The organism is Macrococcus bovicus (assembly GCF_030376725.1).
Lineage (GTDB): Bacteria > Bacillota > Bacilli > Staphylococcales > Staphylococcaceae > Macrococcus > Macrococcus bovicus.
Genome location: NZ_CP128470.1, coordinates 1,768,683 through 1,782,908, shown reverse-complemented (window position 1 = coordinate 1,782,908; position 14,226 = coordinate 1,768,683). Strand labels below are relative to the sequence as shown.

17 protein-coding genes and 1 CRISPR repeat array (1 of these 18 cut by a window edge) are annotated in these 14,226 nt (G+C 44.3%); of the genes, 12 read left to right on the top strand and 5 right to left on the bottom strand.

All coding sequences use genetic code 11. From position 1 onward, the window contains the following. Positions 1-527: a CRISPR direct-repeat array (repeat unit 36 nt; unit sequence GTTTTAGAACTATGATCTTTTAGAATGAAGTGAAAC); it reaches 4,177 nt to the left of the window's first position. A 142-nt stretch (positions 528-669) separates the two neighbouring features. Next, the gene (locus QSV55_RS09755; RefSeq protein WP_289651072.1) at positions 670-1,158 is read left to right on the top strand and encodes a GNAT family N-acetyltransferase; all 489 of its coding nucleotides are present in this window, start codon (positions 670-672) and stop codon (positions 1,156-1,158) included. A gap of 5 nt (positions 1,159-1,163) precedes the next feature. Here QSV55_RS09755 and QSV55_RS09750 read toward each other — a convergent pair whose 3' ends face one another. Continuing rightward, positions 1,164-1,778, bottom strand: a complete 615-nt coding sequence (locus tag QSV55_RS09750; RefSeq protein ID WP_133451879.1) for a LysE/ArgO family amino acid transporter — start codon at positions 1,776-1,778, stop codon at positions 1,164-1,166. A gap of 233 nt (positions 1,779-2,011) precedes the next feature. Between QSV55_RS09750 and QSV55_RS09745 the strand changes: the two genes are divergently transcribed. Both QSV55_RS09745 and QSV55_RS09740 read left to right on the top strand, forming a co-directional pair. Then, the gene (locus QSV55_RS09745) at positions 2,012-2,968 is read left to right on the top strand and encodes a hypothetical protein (protein ID WP_289650049.1); all 957 of its coding nucleotides are present in this window, start codon (positions 2,012-2,014) and stop codon (positions 2,966-2,968) included. Between the two features lies 1 nt (position 2,969). After that, entirely contained in the window at positions 2,970-3,449 is a 480-nt protein-coding gene (locus tag QSV55_RS09740; protein ID WP_289650048.1) for a DUF805 domain-containing protein, read from the top strand. Between the two features lie 54 nt (positions 3,450-3,503). Here QSV55_RS09740 and QSV55_RS09735 read toward each other — a convergent pair whose 3' ends face one another. Next, the gene (locus tag QSV55_RS09735; protein ID WP_289650047.1) at positions 3,504-3,653 is read right to left on the bottom strand and encodes a hypothetical protein; all 150 of its coding nucleotides are present in this window, start codon (positions 3,651-3,653) and stop codon (positions 3,504-3,506) included. Between the two features lie 186 nt (positions 3,654-3,839). On the opposite strand from QSV55_RS09735, the gene QSV55_RS09730 reads away from it, so the two are divergent. Further along, entirely contained in the window at positions 3,840-4,199 is a 360-nt protein-coding gene (locus QSV55_RS09730) for a hypothetical protein (protein WP_289650046.1), read from the top strand. Between the two features lie 64 nt (positions 4,200-4,263). Then, positions 4,264-4,911 (top strand): metallophosphoesterase family protein, encoded by a 648-nt coding sequence (locus tag QSV55_RS09725; RefSeq protein ID WP_289650045.1) that lies wholly within the window; start codon positions 4,264-4,266, stop codon positions 4,909-4,911. Here QSV55_RS09725 and QSV55_RS09720 read toward each other — a convergent pair. Then, the gene (locus QSV55_RS09720; RefSeq protein ID WP_289650044.1) at positions 4,908-6,068 is read right to left on the bottom strand and encodes a low temperature requirement protein A; all 1,161 of its coding nucleotides are present in this window, start codon (positions 6,066-6,068) and stop codon (positions 4,908-4,910) included. The genes QSV55_RS09725 and QSV55_RS09720 overlap by 4 nt on opposite strands. A gap of 49 nt (positions 6,069-6,117) precedes the next feature. Continuing rightward, positions 6,118-6,348 (bottom strand): hypothetical protein, encoded by a 231-nt coding sequence (locus tag QSV55_RS09715; protein WP_133451871.1) that lies wholly within the window; start codon positions 6,346-6,348, stop codon positions 6,118-6,120. A gap of 87 nt (positions 6,349-6,435) precedes the next feature. Here QSV55_RS09715 and QSV55_RS09710 point away from each other — a divergent pair, with 87 nt between their 5' ends. The 6 genes from QSV55_RS09710 to QSV55_RS09685 all read left to right on the top strand — a co-directional run bounded on the left by QSV55_RS09710 (position 6,436) and on the right by QSV55_RS09685 (position 12,300). After that, on the top strand, positions 6,436-7,629 hold the full coding sequence (locus QSV55_RS09710) for an NAD(P)/FAD-dependent oxidoreductase (protein WP_289650043.1): 1,194 nt from the start codon (positions 6,436-6,438) through the stop codon (positions 7,627-7,629). Then, a complete protein-coding gene (locus QSV55_RS09705) occupies positions 7,629-8,531 on the top strand; it encodes a nuclease-related domain-containing protein (RefSeq protein WP_289650042.1) in 903 nt (300 codons plus the stop codon). The genes QSV55_RS09710 and QSV55_RS09705 overlap by 1 nt, the downstream gene beginning before the upstream one ends. Before the next feature lie 187 nt (positions 8,532-8,718). Further along, complete coding sequence (locus QSV55_RS09700) at positions 8,719-9,222, top strand: hypothetical protein (protein WP_133451868.1); 504 nt, start codon at positions 8,719-8,721, stop codon at positions 9,220-9,222. A 55-nt stretch (positions 9,223-9,277) separates the two neighbouring features. After that, positions 9,278-11,332 carry a HelD family protein gene (locus QSV55_RS09695; protein WP_289650041.1) on the top strand — a complete coding sequence of 685 codons (2,055 nt, stop codon included), beginning with the start codon at positions 9,278-9,280 and terminating at the stop codon, positions 11,330-11,332. Beyond that, positions 11,329-11,790 carry a DinB family protein gene (locus QSV55_RS09690; RefSeq protein WP_133451866.1) on the top strand — a complete coding sequence of 154 codons (462 nt, stop codon included), beginning with the start codon at positions 11,329-11,331 and terminating at the stop codon, positions 11,788-11,790. The genes QSV55_RS09695 and QSV55_RS09690 overlap by 4 nt, the downstream gene beginning before the upstream one ends. A 63-nt stretch (positions 11,791-11,853) precedes the next feature. Beyond that, a complete protein-coding gene (locus tag QSV55_RS09685) occupies positions 11,854-12,300 on the top strand; it encodes a GNAT family N-acetyltransferase (RefSeq protein WP_133451865.1) in 447 nt (148 codons plus the stop codon). Positions 12,301-12,322: 22 nt separating this feature from the next. On the opposite strand, the gene QSV55_RS09680 is transcribed toward QSV55_RS09685, so the two are convergent. Next, on the bottom strand, positions 12,323-12,871 hold the full coding sequence (locus QSV55_RS09680) for a thioredoxin family protein (RefSeq protein ID WP_289650040.1): 549 nt from the start codon (positions 12,869-12,871) through the stop codon (positions 12,323-12,325). A gap of 119 nt (positions 12,872-12,990) precedes the next feature. Between QSV55_RS09680 and QSV55_RS09675 the strand changes: the two genes are divergently transcribed. Continuing rightward, complete coding sequence (locus tag QSV55_RS09675) at positions 12,991-14,220, top strand: aminopeptidase (RefSeq protein WP_133451863.1); 1,230 nt, start codon at positions 12,991-12,993, stop codon at positions 14,218-14,220. The last annotated feature ends 6 nt before the right edge of the window (positions 14,221-14,226 follow it).

The following is a 14,226-nucleotide window of genomic DNA, read 5'->3' as shown; positions in this document are numbered from 1 at the left end:
ACAAATTTGTAGTACTTGTCGTTGTTCTGTTGTTTTAGAACTATGATCTTTTAGAATGAAGTGAAACGACACAGAGGGTCTTGAGCAGGACGACAAGTTTTAGAACTATGATCTTTTAGAATGAAGTGAAACAACTGTTTGTGGACTATTCTTTCTCAACGAGTTTTAGAACTATGATCTTTTAGAACGAAGTGAAACAGATAGTTATTAACGTTCTCTGCTTGCTTGGTTTTAGAACTATGATCTTTTAGAATGAAGTGAAACAGGGATTTAAGAAGTATGGTACAGCACTCAGTTTTAGAACTATGATCTTTTAGAATGAAGTGAAACATAAAGTGGGTGTGTACGACCTGATGGAAGTTTTAGAACTATGATCTTTTAGAATGAAGTGAAACAGACGAAATAGCCGAAAGAATCGTGCCTTTGTTTTAGAACTATGATCTTTTAGAATGAAGTGAAACTTTTTAACGACTTAACCATGTACAATGATAGTTTTAGAACTATGATCTTTTAGAATAAAGTGAAAGATTGGTTCAAACAGTCTGTTAGAACTTTTAGTAATGGATGCGGATGAATACGTCAATTGAGTAAACAAGCACCCCTCCTTCAATCTTTATCAAACATAATAGTTAGGCTAGTATAAAGATATCTAGTAGTAACTTGTAATTGATGGAAATTCAAAAGGTGGTAGAAGCGGCATTTAAAGATGAAGAGATGAGTGATCATACGGAGCAAGAGCTGATTATGAAGATTAAAGAGTCGGATGCTTACATCCCGGAATTATCTCTCGTTGCTGTAGCTCATGCGAAGATTGTCGGGCATATAATGATGTCCAAGATACAGGTTATGGATGGACAGGCGCATCATCATGCGCTTGCACTAGCACCTTTATCTGTGCTGCCTGCCTATCAGCATCAAGGGATTGGCAGGCAGCTTATCCGCCAGGCTGTTGACATGGCTGGAAGGGCAGGCTATTCATCCATTATAGTGCTGGGGCATCATACTTATTATCCGAAGTTCGGCTTTAGAAAAGCGAGTGATTACGGGATTTACCCACCGTTTGATGTGCCGGAGGAATATTTTATGGTGCTGCCTTTAGATGAAAATCGGTTTGCGAATATGAAAGGCACTGTTAAGTATTCCTCGGCATTTGAATGACCTGCTTACAAAAAGGTCATGATATTCTTGATGATAATGCATGCGACGATTAAGATGATGATACTCGATACCTTGTTTAAAATCATGATAAATCTGCCGGATGAATCGACTTGTCCGAGTTTTTTACCAGCGAGTGCAAGTGCTGAAAACCATAGCCATGAAACAGTGATAGTAGCCAGCGTAAAAGCTGCTTTTTCTCCGCCGCTATATAACGTGGCACTCGTACCGATGACGCCAATTGTATCCATGATAGCATGAGGATTGAGGAGAGAGACAGACATTGCGAAGCTGATCTGTTTCGCTGCAGACATCGGCGGTGCATCAGATGTATTCGATGGTTGCTCATGCCATAACGACCACGCCATATAGAGCAGGAACGCGAGGCCGATTAAATAAATGGCTAGCTGCAGGGCGGGATATTGCGTGAGGATTAGAGAGACACCTAATACGGCAAGTAGCACGAGTAATGTATCGCAAAGTCCTGCTGTGATAACGACAGGCAGAGTCCTTATAAAACTTTTATGGTTTGCACCTTGATTAAAAACAAAAATATTCTGTGCACCGAGCGGGAGAATTAAGCCAAGTGCCAGCAAAAAGCCGTGAACAACAGCTTGCAACATGATTAAAACCTCTTTTTCCTAAAATAATGATTTAACAGTATTATACGGGCAATGACTGGGAAAAAGATAGACGTTCTCTTTTAGAATGAAAACATTTCAGGATGAATAATGCCATTTTGGAGAATATCAGCCGTCCCTTTTGGGGCGGTTTATTTTTATTGATGATTGACATTTAGTACTTTCTGGAATTAATATGAAATTAATGGTATTAGTTGTGAAAAGAGGGATGGACTATGAAGCGAATCTTACTGGGATGCTTAATTATTTTTGTAGGTATGATGATCATCATGGATATAAGAGATTATGTGCTTGGCAATCATTTGACAAGTGTTGACTCGTCTTTTGCGGAAGGTGAGTATACTGATTTTACAGATGCGAGCAATGAAATGAAATCTTTACTGCAGGATAAGCTTGGGCCCTCGGAACAGTATGCGAGTCCTCTTTATAAGTTGCCTGACCAGCATTATTTGAGGCTGGAGATGCATGGTGGAGATTACAGACGCTCTCACTATCTTCTGACCGGATTCATTGAAGAGCAGGATGATTCTATGGTCAAGCTGACATTTCCTGATAAGGATTTCCATCTCATCGGAGTAGGTGACCAGTTTCAGCAGAAATCGTGGGATATTGAGAGTAAGGCAGGAACGCATCATCTGAGCAGCGGGGTATTCAGTAACAGCGATCGACTTGAGGATAGATTGATAACGAATGATGAAGGTACAGCAGGTCTTCAGCTATCCACCACACTGAAGAAAGGTGTGATATGGATTAATGAGCAGGGGATCTGGCTGGACCGTGGTAATAATAAGATAGGTATGAATGAGGAAATGAAATCTTATCAATCAGAGCGTGCAGCAGTCAAAGCGGTCAAGAAAGAAGATTTCGGTAAACTGTCCGGGGTGTTGAAGACGCCGGATATGCATTTCTATATTTTCAGCAGGCAGGTAAATATCTTCAACGAGTATACGGTGCTGCCAGTGCGGATTAAGGGGCAAGAATTTATCGCGGGTCCATTTGAAAAGTTCACCTTTGAAGATGACAGTGGGGTCAACAGTGATGTGGAAGAGAAAGTAGGGGGTATTATCTACAAACTTCATTTTCAGCAGAATGCAGAAAAACTCCGGAAGTACCCGCACCACCTTCAAGTGGATGATATGGATATCGCGGTTGAAGTAGGGGGTGGCCACTAGTATGACAATGAAAGAAGCAGTCATTGCATTCTGGACAAAAGGTTTTGATTTTTCAGGGCGGGCTAGAAGAAGCGAAGTCTGGCTGAATATACTGGCGAACCTACTGATCGGTTTACTTCTCGGCATAGTGGCGCTGGTGATTGATGTAGCGACAAACTGGCAATTTAACTTTGTTGAGCATTGTCAATTTTTCGTGAATAAAATCTTCCCGTCAATTCTATTAATACCCGCCATGGCTCAAGCGAGTCGCCGTCTGCAGGATATCAATCTGAACGGCAGAATTGCTGTTGTCGTTACAATGGTCAGTGTGTTGATTGACTTCATTGTGACTCGTTTCCAGCTGACGATAGAAGCAAGTCCTCTCCTTATAGCGCTGGCTATTATCTCAGCGCTAAGCGGCTTATTTTTACGGATCATCAACTTTATTAAAGGGAATAGAGGGACTAACAAGTATGGACCTGACCCGAAAGCAGAAATCTGAAAACCTCTTACATAGCTATGTAAGAGGTTTTTTAACTCAGTTCTATTGAATTTATCACTTTTTAGTCTGATATCTGCTGTAAAAGTCGAGAAGTATGGCAGTGATAAAAAATATGAATAACCCGAACATGATGTGCTGATACAAGACACCGACTATTAAACCGAGAATGATGGCGAAAACTAAACTGATCAGAAATTGATACATATGAATCCTCCCTCAAGATTAGATTCGTTCAGAGTTACTATATCTTACATTCAGTGAAAAATGGCTGTTACTGGGAATTTTTAAGGAAACTTTAAGGTAAATATCGACGGAATTGAAGTAAGATGACAGTAAAGGGGGTTGTCACATGATGGCTGCGGATAATGTTCTGACTGAGGAGGAGAATAGATGATTAAAAAAATAGAGCGTCACCCGTGGCTGTTTGTCAGTGCGTGGGTCATTCCGTATATCTTTTTTGGACTGCCTTCTTATCAGTCACAGCATGCCTGGCTGAAGATAGTCGTTCATGTAGTTCTGGCACTCGTGTTCACGTATTTCTATTTCAGCTGGACTGTCGATGAAGCGGAGCTGAATGAGGCGCTGAATAAAGAGATTGAGAAGACAGGATTAACTAAGCAGCAGCTCTGGTCTTACACCGGTTTAAATGCCTACACGCTGACGCCTGACGACAAAGAAGGCTATACCTTCTTTATGGATAAGGCTGACAAGAAGCAACTCTTAAAAAAGTTAAAAGCTTATAATCACTGATTCATAGTTTTTTTCTTTCTTGAAGTGGTAAAATAAAAGCACTACTTTAAAGGGTGATAAAACAATGGATTATTTTATTGTGGGTGATGTGCATGGCTGTTTCTACACACTGAAGAAATTGCTTCAGCACTGGGACAGCGACCATCAGAAGTTGATTTTTGTCGGCGATTATATCAATAAAGGGAAACATTCTCACAAGGTCGTAGAACTCGTCAGAGCCTTGCAAGTTAAGTATCCTGGCACAGTGTGCATCAAAGGGAATCATGAATATGAAATGGTCCAGTATATCGAGAAGGATATACCGTTGCAGGAGATCAAAGAAAACTTTCGCAATACGCTGGCGAAGTATGATCTGCGAGATCAATATCGGGATGACCTGAAATGGATGAAGCGTCTGCCGCTCCGTTATGAAGATGAAGTCATCTACGTCACCCATGCAGGTGTCAACTGGCTCGGTCTGCGTAAATTCAAGGAGAATTCGAGCTGGAGTGTCCTCAGATATCGGGGACGTCTGAAGAATATGAAGAAACTGCAGGTGTTCGGCCATACGCCGACTGAGTCGAAACATGCAGAATACAGCAAGAAATATCACGCGCTCAATATTGATAGCGGTGCGGGCAACTTCGATAATATGACAGCTGTACTGATCAGTGAATCCGGTGAAATCAAGAAACTCTATACAGAGAACGTGAAAAAAGAGGACTATCACTAGTCCTCTTTCTCTATGTCTGGATGTTTCTTTTTGTAAATATAGAAGTAAACAAAGAATATCACTGTAGTGGTCACGGCGCCTGTAAGGGTCAGCGTATAGGGCATATGTCTAGTGAAATAAGCGATGATGAAACTGATGATCAGGATAATCGGTATCACTATCCGGAGCGTGCGGTCACTCGTGAATTTCTCATGTGAATACTGAAGTGTTAAGAGCATGCCGGCATAAAAGAAGGCAAAGGCTGCATGCATCAACTGAATCTTAAATGAATCTTCAACAGGTTCCTCCGCATTTAAGACTAAAGAGGCATTGACCATACCCAGACCTAGAATGATAAGAAAGTGAGCGACGGTCATGGTCAGTCCTGACGAGTAGTTCTCTTTTTGAATCAATCGGTTGGATTTCAGCCAGTAGGTACCGAACAATGAAATCAGCGTAATGAACAGAATAGGATAAGTGAAATGCAGGTGCTTGATATCAAAGATTTCTGTCAGACCGATAATCGCTTCACCGAACATGATAATGGTGAGCAGCGAATAGCGTTCTGCCATATGGGGGATGTTGACACCTGACAGCTGGATCCTCTTTCTGAAAGGCATCGGCAGCAGGCTGGCCGACAGAATAGCTGTGATGAATAGCCCGTACATAAATGGCCCTGTCGCAAAGATAGCGGCGATAGCAAGACAGGCACTGATGAGCATGATGGTGCCGAATAGTTTGGCGGCGAAGCGGTCATGCGCTAAGATTTTATCCTTGAGAGATAGAAAGAACTGCAGGCTGGTACTGATGAATAGAATGGCGATACAGACATTGATGGAATCAAACACTGAACGAATATCACCTTTTAAGCTGATCGCTAAGAAGATAGCGATGAACATGTTGAAGAGCAGGAAAAAGAGATCCTTGGCCCGTATCAGTCCGAAACGGTTGGTATAAGTCGTCTGATAGGACCAGACTGTATAGAAAACGAGCGTCATGATAAAATATTTGATAAAATTTAGCAGAGGAATATCCCCATTCTCTGTATACAGAATGGTATGAGAAATCTGTGAGATGGCATAGACAAAGACCAGGTCATAGAAAAGTTCTGACAGATCGACTGCTTTTTTGTCCTGTTCATGTCTGTCTGTTAAATCTTCGAATAATTGTTCTTCCATTTAAGTCTCCTTTTGAAAATGATAAAAAAAATCAGCCGCAGCTGATTTTTTACAGTTCTTCAATACCTTGTGGCGAAAGCTTGATGATTTTATTGACATTGATAGAAGAGAAATCATCTTGTTCTTTTATCGTCAGGAAGCCGTTCGCGTCGCGGCCTAGTTTAGCGATGAAATTATTGAATGTAATCGTTTCATTTGTTGTCACACGCTCAAAATGATGGATAACCACATGATCTTCCATCAGTACTTCAATCTTTAAATATTGATTGCTTTCAGACATGAGAAAAAAGCTCCTTTATCCATTGAATTTAGTAATCTTTACCCGTCTCACATCTTTTTACACATATTATCAGGAAGAAGGTCTATTATGCTGCATAACGGAAAATTATTCTGGCCCCATACTTTTGAAGGACACGATTATCCACAACTCGACACATCCATTCAGTGCGAGGTGCTGATTGTCGGCGGCGGTATGAGCGGTGCGCTCAGTGCCTATACATTTGCCCAGGCGGGTTATCAGACCGTGCTGATTGATAAGGGCAAGATTGCTGCGGAAAGTTCAGCTGCCAATACCGGGCTCTTGCAGTACATGAGTGACAAGGCACTGCATGAATGTATTGAGGATTTCGGTGCCGAGGCAGCCTATCACTTCTACCGTCAGTCATATGAAGGACTGTCACGTATTGAAGCGCTATGCCATGAACTGCCGGATGATGTGCGGTTCATCAAACGGGAAAGTGTGCTGCATGCATCCAAGAAGAAAGATGCCCGCTTTCTGAAAAAAGAATATGTCGCCCTCAGAAAATATGGTTTTCCCTGTCAGCTGCTGGATAAAAACGAACTGAAGAAACGTTATGACATTGAGGCGGCAGGCGCGCTCATCACTTATGAAGATGCAGAGATCAATCCTTATATCTTTATCCAGCGGCTGCTGGAGAAAGCGGTCAGCGATTATGATTTACAGATTTATGCAGACACTGAACTGGCCAGCTGGCGGACGAAGAAAGGACGAGTGGTCTGCCGGACAACAGGGGGTGCTGAGATAACAGCGAACCATGCGGTCTATGCAGGCGGTTATGCGGACAATCATTTTGTTAAGAAAATCAAGAAACGAAAACTCGTCAGATCCTACGCGATTGTCACGCAGCCGGTCACGGAATTATGGCCGAGAAACGCGATGCTCTGGGAGACAGCGCGACCTTACCTCTATATGCGGCATGCACAGGAAAATCGCATCGTCATCGGTGGGCTGGATGATAATCAGAAACGGGTGCCGGGTAAGTGGCGTATCGGCCGGAAGACTCAAAAGCTGAAGCGTGAATTTGCGCGGATGTTCCCGCATATTGAAATCGAGATCGATGCACGTTATGGGGCGCGATTCGGTGAAACAAAAGACGGTCTGCCGTTCATCGGTGAAGTGCCGGGCAAGAAGAACTGCTATATGCTGCTCGGCTACGGTGGAAATGGCACAGTCTATTCCGCATTCGGCAGCAAGATGCTGCTGGACATGGTACAAGGCAGACGCACACAGATGCAGCAGATTTTCAGGCTGGATAGATAATGATTTTACAGACAGCTGCCCTTGATAAATTGAACTATTACTGGTCTCTGGAAGAACGTTGTATGTTGGATGAAAGTCAGCACTCTGATTTTGTACGGACGGCACTTGGGTATAGTGGTGAGAAGACTTTTGTGGAGATGGTCAAAGACTATGGCGTCGTTTTATGGGACGTGACTTTGTCGGCACCCTTTTTAGGCAGCGCACAGTATGATGTTTTGCTGATCACAGCCGGCAAGCTCATCCATTATGACATCAAAAATTTTAAAGGACAGTTCAAGTTTGCAGAGGGGCGGCTAGTATCAAGCTATAACCGACACTATCATAATCCGCAGCATCAGTTGGAACGTGCACATGCCATTCTGGAAGCCCTGATGCAGCAGTCAGGGTATCATGATAAAGTAGAAAGTTATTTAGTATTTATCAATGAGCATTTTCATGTGAGTGGTGCAGTGGATTCCAGCTGGTTGATGCGGGGACAGCTGCACGACCATCTTAAAAGATACAGAAAAAGCGTCATACAGGACACGCAGCTGGAAGTCGGAAGATTATTGATAGACTATCATCATCCGTTTGATCATCTTAATCAACCGCTCAGAGTCCCTTTTGCAGAAGTTCAGCCCGGAGTCAGATGCCCGGAGTGCAGAAAGCTTGGACAGATCATCTACAAAGGGAAGATTCACCATGAATGCGCGCAGTGTCATAAAGTCATCAAGATAACAGAAATGCTGCGGGCGAGCTTGAATGAGCTATTTTATTTAAAAGGAGAACCTTTCACTTACAGGGAAGCGCTGGAGTGGTGCGGTCATCCTTCGAGATCTACGCTCCAACGTCTGCTTAATCAGCATTTTACTAAAGCGGGACATACCAAAGGAGCAACATATAGTCTAGGAGAAAAGAAATAGAAGCTATTGCAAAAGCGTCTAATTGCACCAAGTCTCGAAGGAAGCTGGTGCAAAAACATCTAATTGCACCAAGTCTCGAAAAAAGCTGGTGCAAAAACATCTAATTGCACCAGGTCTCGAAGGAAGCTGGTGCAAAAACGTCTAATTGCACCAGGTCTACGCTATAACAAAGGAGTTATCGATTGTTATGCCGAACAAATTGCAGAAGGAAGTCAATCAGCTTTATTTCGGGGAAGGTCTGTCAGCAGCAGGTTTCATGCTGCTGTGGTTCGGCACGGCTTTCTTTAAGCCTGAGACGCGCGTTTTCCTTCTCAGCCCTGCGACATTTCTATCCGTTATCAATATCAGCCTCATACTACTGACAGGGAGTTATTTCTGGGGCATCATGAAACGACATGTGGATAACAGGAAAGCACTTGCTCTTACCGACCTTCAAATTCAAAGGTTCAGATACCTGCAGAGCATCATCATCCTGATACTCATTTCGGCTACTATAGCCATCGTCATGACTTTGCCTCATTCACAGGATATGTGGCTGTTGATTGCACTGACTTATATTTTTATGTGGCTCGAATACATCAATTACTTCCACATTCGCCTGTCTTATTTGACCCCGAGGGAATTCAGACAGCTCGTGACAAACCGTAAGCTGACAGCGTCTCACCTCCGCCGCGCCTTAAGAAACAAATAGGTTTACATTTCGTATAGATTCGCTAAACTTATCATACGCGAAAAAGGAGGACGTTATGGTCTCTAAAAAACAAGAGGCACGACATTTAGAAGGTGTCAAAAGCCTGATTGATATTATACACAATGAACTTTCCGGAGAACTTGAGAAAACGACAGGCGAACTCATTGAAGAACGTCGTTTTGCACTCGAGGAACTCGGTACAGAAATTTCCGATGATGCACAGATTGAGTACTCACAGGTGCTGCCGTCGCTGAAGTTTCAGGAGGAACTGCAGGTCAGCAGACAGGACGTGAAGCATAGTCTGGGCAAGATGAAGGACAGACCCTACTTCGGTGCTGTGACCATTGCTGATGACGACGATGGAACAGAGAAACTCTACATTGGTCTCAACAGCCTGAAAGATCCGTCGACGCGCGATCTTATCATCTATGACTGGCGGACGCCCATTGCATCTGCTTATTATGCGAATCACCTGGGAAATGTGGATTACGAAGTACCGACCGTAGGCATGCAGTCGGTGGACGTCAAGGAACGTATTCAGCTGGTTATTGAAGACGGCAGACTGCTGGATGTCTTTGATTCGGAGCTTTATATCGGTGATGATGCCCTGCAGCATCTCCTGGTCGATACAGCGAAAGACAAGATGAAATCTATCGTCACCACCATCCAGGCAGATCAGAACCGCATTATCCGTCAGAATTCGGCACAGGATGTTCTTGTGCTCGGCCCACCAGGAAGCGGTAAGACGTCGATTGCCATGCAGCGTATTGCTTACCTCCTGTACCTGCATCGCCATAAAATGAATGCAGAGCATATGCTGTTCATCACACCGAATGAAATGTTCGGCGATTATATCGCAGAAGTATTACCGGAGCTCGGCGAAGCTTCGATTAATGCGCTGCCTTTTTATCGTCTGCATGATAAGTTAAGACGGGGCTACGAATTTGAGACCTTGTTCCAGCATATTGAACGCATGCGTACAGCCAGCGACACGTCCGCATATCAACTGAAGTCTTCGCCGCGTCTCCTCGATGCAATCAACAGGCATGTCAGTCATCTGGCGGAGAGGGGTATCAAATTCCGGACCATCAAAATTAAAGATGAGTATTTTGCCACTTCAGAGGAACTGACGGAACTGTTCTATGGGAAGTTCAAAGACTCGCCGATTGATACCCGTCTGAAGAAGATGCAGGTGGAGCTCTGGCCGCGCTACGAAGCAGTACTGCATAAGGCCATCAAAGAACGCGCAAAGGCACTGAAGAGAGTGCCTAGTTATATCGGGACAGACGAAGAACTTGAAAGACAGGCAAAAAATGAGAAGACGAAGCAGTTCCGTATCGTCAGAAATTATATTCAGCGTCTGGAATTCGTCAACGTCGAAAAGATCTATCTCGATATTCTGCAGAAGCTGGACAAAGCAGTACGGCAGACAACGCTTGAGTCACTGCGCGAAAGAAAACTGAACTATGAAGATATCGCGCCGCTTTTACTGCTGACGATCAAAGTCAAAGGGCTTCAGCGAGAACCGAAGATCCAGCATCTGATTATTGATGAAGTGCAGGACTATAGCCCGGTGCAGCTCGCTGCAATCTCCGCGGTATTTCCGAATGCAAGAAAGACCATGCTCGGTGACCGTCATCAGCTGGTGCATCCAGTCATCAGCAGTCAGTTGAAGGGAGAAGCCATTGAACTCACTAAGTCATATCGCTCAACAGTTGAAATCACGGATTTCACGAAGTCGCTGATCGGCAATACGACCACCCAGTCTCTTGGTGTACATGGTGATCCGGTTGTGCAGCTGTCTTACAGTGAGTTCAAGGAGAAACTCAGACAACTGGATTCAGACAGTGTCGCTATTATAGCGCGGGACGCAGCCCATGCAGCAGAAGTCGCAGAGGAGCTGCCAGGCGTCACCTTACTGAGTCACGACCAATATACTTTTACAAAAGGGAAGATCCTGATGCCGAACTATATGTCAAAAGGGTTTGAGTTCACACACGTCTTCCTCCTTGATTACGATCTTTACGATGCTGATAAGGACCGTTATCTTTTATATACAGTAGCATCACGTGCAACGAGACATCTTTATTTAGTGGAGGCAGAGCAATGAATGAAATCATGAATCAGATCAGCTGGCAGATTGAAAGTCTGAAGCAGTTGTTCCGCCGTGTCAGCTTTTTCTCTATGGAACAGGAGATCTATCCGGGCGGCCGCACGTGTCAGGAACTGCTGAACCATATTGTGCTGTTACCTGAAGCGGACTACCGGCTCAGCCAAGGTGTCTCGAAGGAAGAGATAGACCAGTTCGCACACTACTGGCAGAAAGAACTGACGTCAACAGAGATGCTGGAAGCACGTCTTGATCTGAGCTTCAGCATTCTGAAAGATGCCTATAAGGAGCTGGAACCGGAAGACCTGATGGTGAAGACGGCCAGTTACTGGGGCACAACATATAACCAGAAAGAATGGCTTCTGGTGATACTGACGCATCTCAGTCATCACCGCAGTCAGCTCTATACGTTCCTTAAAATGGAAGGTGAGCAGGTTGACGTCAAACTATTCGAATAATGCTGTGTTTTTTGATACAGTGATCATCGCGCGCGGATGCTATAATCATCATGAGGTGGCGCTATGCTATGTGATAAGCTGCAGACAGAACGGCTGATAATCAGACCGTTAGACCAGAACTTAATCGATGAAATGGGTACAGAATACAATCAGCATCAACGTTTCTTCCAGCACCTGCAGAAACTGGCAATCGATCCAACGCTCAAAGGTTGGGATGCCTGGATTGTGCAGCTGAAGAACGGCACTTATATCGGCGATATCGGCTTTAAAGGGAAGCCGAATCAGTATCAGGAGATTGAAGTAGGATATGGATTTGAAGAGGCATATCGCGGGCAAGGCTATGCAACTGAAAGTGTGGGTGCACTCATCTCCTACGTACGTTCCATTAATCCTGAACTGACCATTAAAGCGGAATGTCTCAAGGAGAATAAAGCCTCAATAAGAGTGCTTGAGAAGCTGGGCTTCAGACAGATTCACCAGGATGAGGTCATGTATTACTGGACACAATAAAAAACCTGACTATGTCAGGTTTTTATTGTGCGACTTTATTCAGGATTGAGGTATAGACATCGTTCCAGAATGCAGGTGTTGAAAGGAATGCATCATGCGCCAGTTGATGTTTAGCTTTGCTTTTTTCTTCGAAAGTCGGATCATCTTTAGGCGGCAGGTCTTGCCTTGAATCTGTAATGAAGGCCTGTACGCCTTCTGCTCGTGGACCCCAGACCGCAACCTCTTCGAAATTCTCATCCATAAAGATGTAGATCGGAATAGAACGTGAAGTGCCGTTCGTTAAGTACTGGTCGATTAAATCTAAGTTGCTGTCGCGCAGCGCAAATCTGACCTCCATCTGAGCCTGCTCAGCCAGTCTGAGTAATACGGCGTTGTTCATCATGGCATCGCCGCACCAATCTTCACTGATCGCCAGCACTCTTAAATGTCTGTCTTTCAGTTCAGCCACACGTGCATCCTCCGGCGTTTCAAATTGCTCGTAAATCTGCTGCATCTCTGTCTGGTTGACTTTCATCTGTGCTTTATAAGCGTCTACTGATAAGGCATTTTCAAAGTATTCTTTTAATGACATCTTGATTCATCCTCCTTTTTGGTTATTATATCAAAAATAAGCTATTTCCTTCAGCTGAAGACTACCTAAATACTTCGGTTTCCGATATAATTAATGTACTGAGACAAAGGAGGATGTATATGGATTACAATGAGAAACTCAAAAAATATGCTGAACTAGTCGTGAAAGTGGGACTCAATGTCCAGAAAGGCCAGAAAGTAGCCATCAGTTCAGACATTGATGCGATTGATTTTGTCAGAGCGGTGACGAAAGCTGCTTATGAAGCGGGAGCCGTAGAAGTCATCCAGGATCTGACCGATGGACCTTCTACACAGCTGAAGTATGACTACGCTCCGATAGAAACGTTTAAAAAGACTTATGACTATCAGAAGCAACGGATTGATACCCATCTGGCAGAACGTGTCGCACATCTGCGTATCTATTCACAGACGCCCGAACTTCTGAAGGATGCCGATCCTGAAAAAATTGCAGCTAACGCGACAGCGCTCGGCGAACTGAATAAAGATTTCGCACGTGCAGTCGGTCGTTTTGACTTCTCGTGGTGTATTGTCGCCTTTCCGAACGTGGCCTGGGCAGAACTGGTCTTCCCGGATTTAACTGGAGAAGAAGCACGCACGAAGCTTCTTGACGCGATGATTGCAGCAGTGAGAGCGGATCAGCCGGATCCTGTACTCGCCTGGGAGGAACACAATCGTAACTTAAACGCACGCGCACGATTATTGACAGAGAAAGGCTATGACCGCCTGCATTACAAATCAGAACGAACAGATGTTGAAATCGGACTTAATCAGCATCATATCTGGATGGGGGCCAGCGCAGTCAATGCGGATGGTATTGAGATACAGGTCAATATGCCGACTGAAGAGGTCTTTACCTCACCAGACTTCAGACGCGTCAACGGGGTCATCGGCAATACACGACCTTTAAGTTACAACAGCGCGATCATCGATGATTTCACACTGACCTTCAAAGAGGGTTCTGTCACTGACTTCGAAGCCGCGACAGGTTACGATGTACTGAAGAATATGCTTGAAACAGATGAAGGTGCCAGAAGACTCGGGGAAATTGCATTGGTACCGGATGATTCGCCTATCTCAAATTCAGGCATCCTCTACTACAACACACTGTTTGATGAGAATGCATCTTGTCACGTTGCGCTGGGCCGCTCATTCCCAGGTGCGCTTGCAGGTGGTAAGGACCTCACTAAAGAAGAGCTGGAAGCACAGGGCCTTAACCAGTCACTGATTCATGTCGACTTCATGATAGGCGGTCCGGATCTCTCTATTGAAGGCGTTCACAAGGATGGCACAAAAGAGTTCATCTTTAAGGACGGGAACTGGGTCATTTAATGGTAG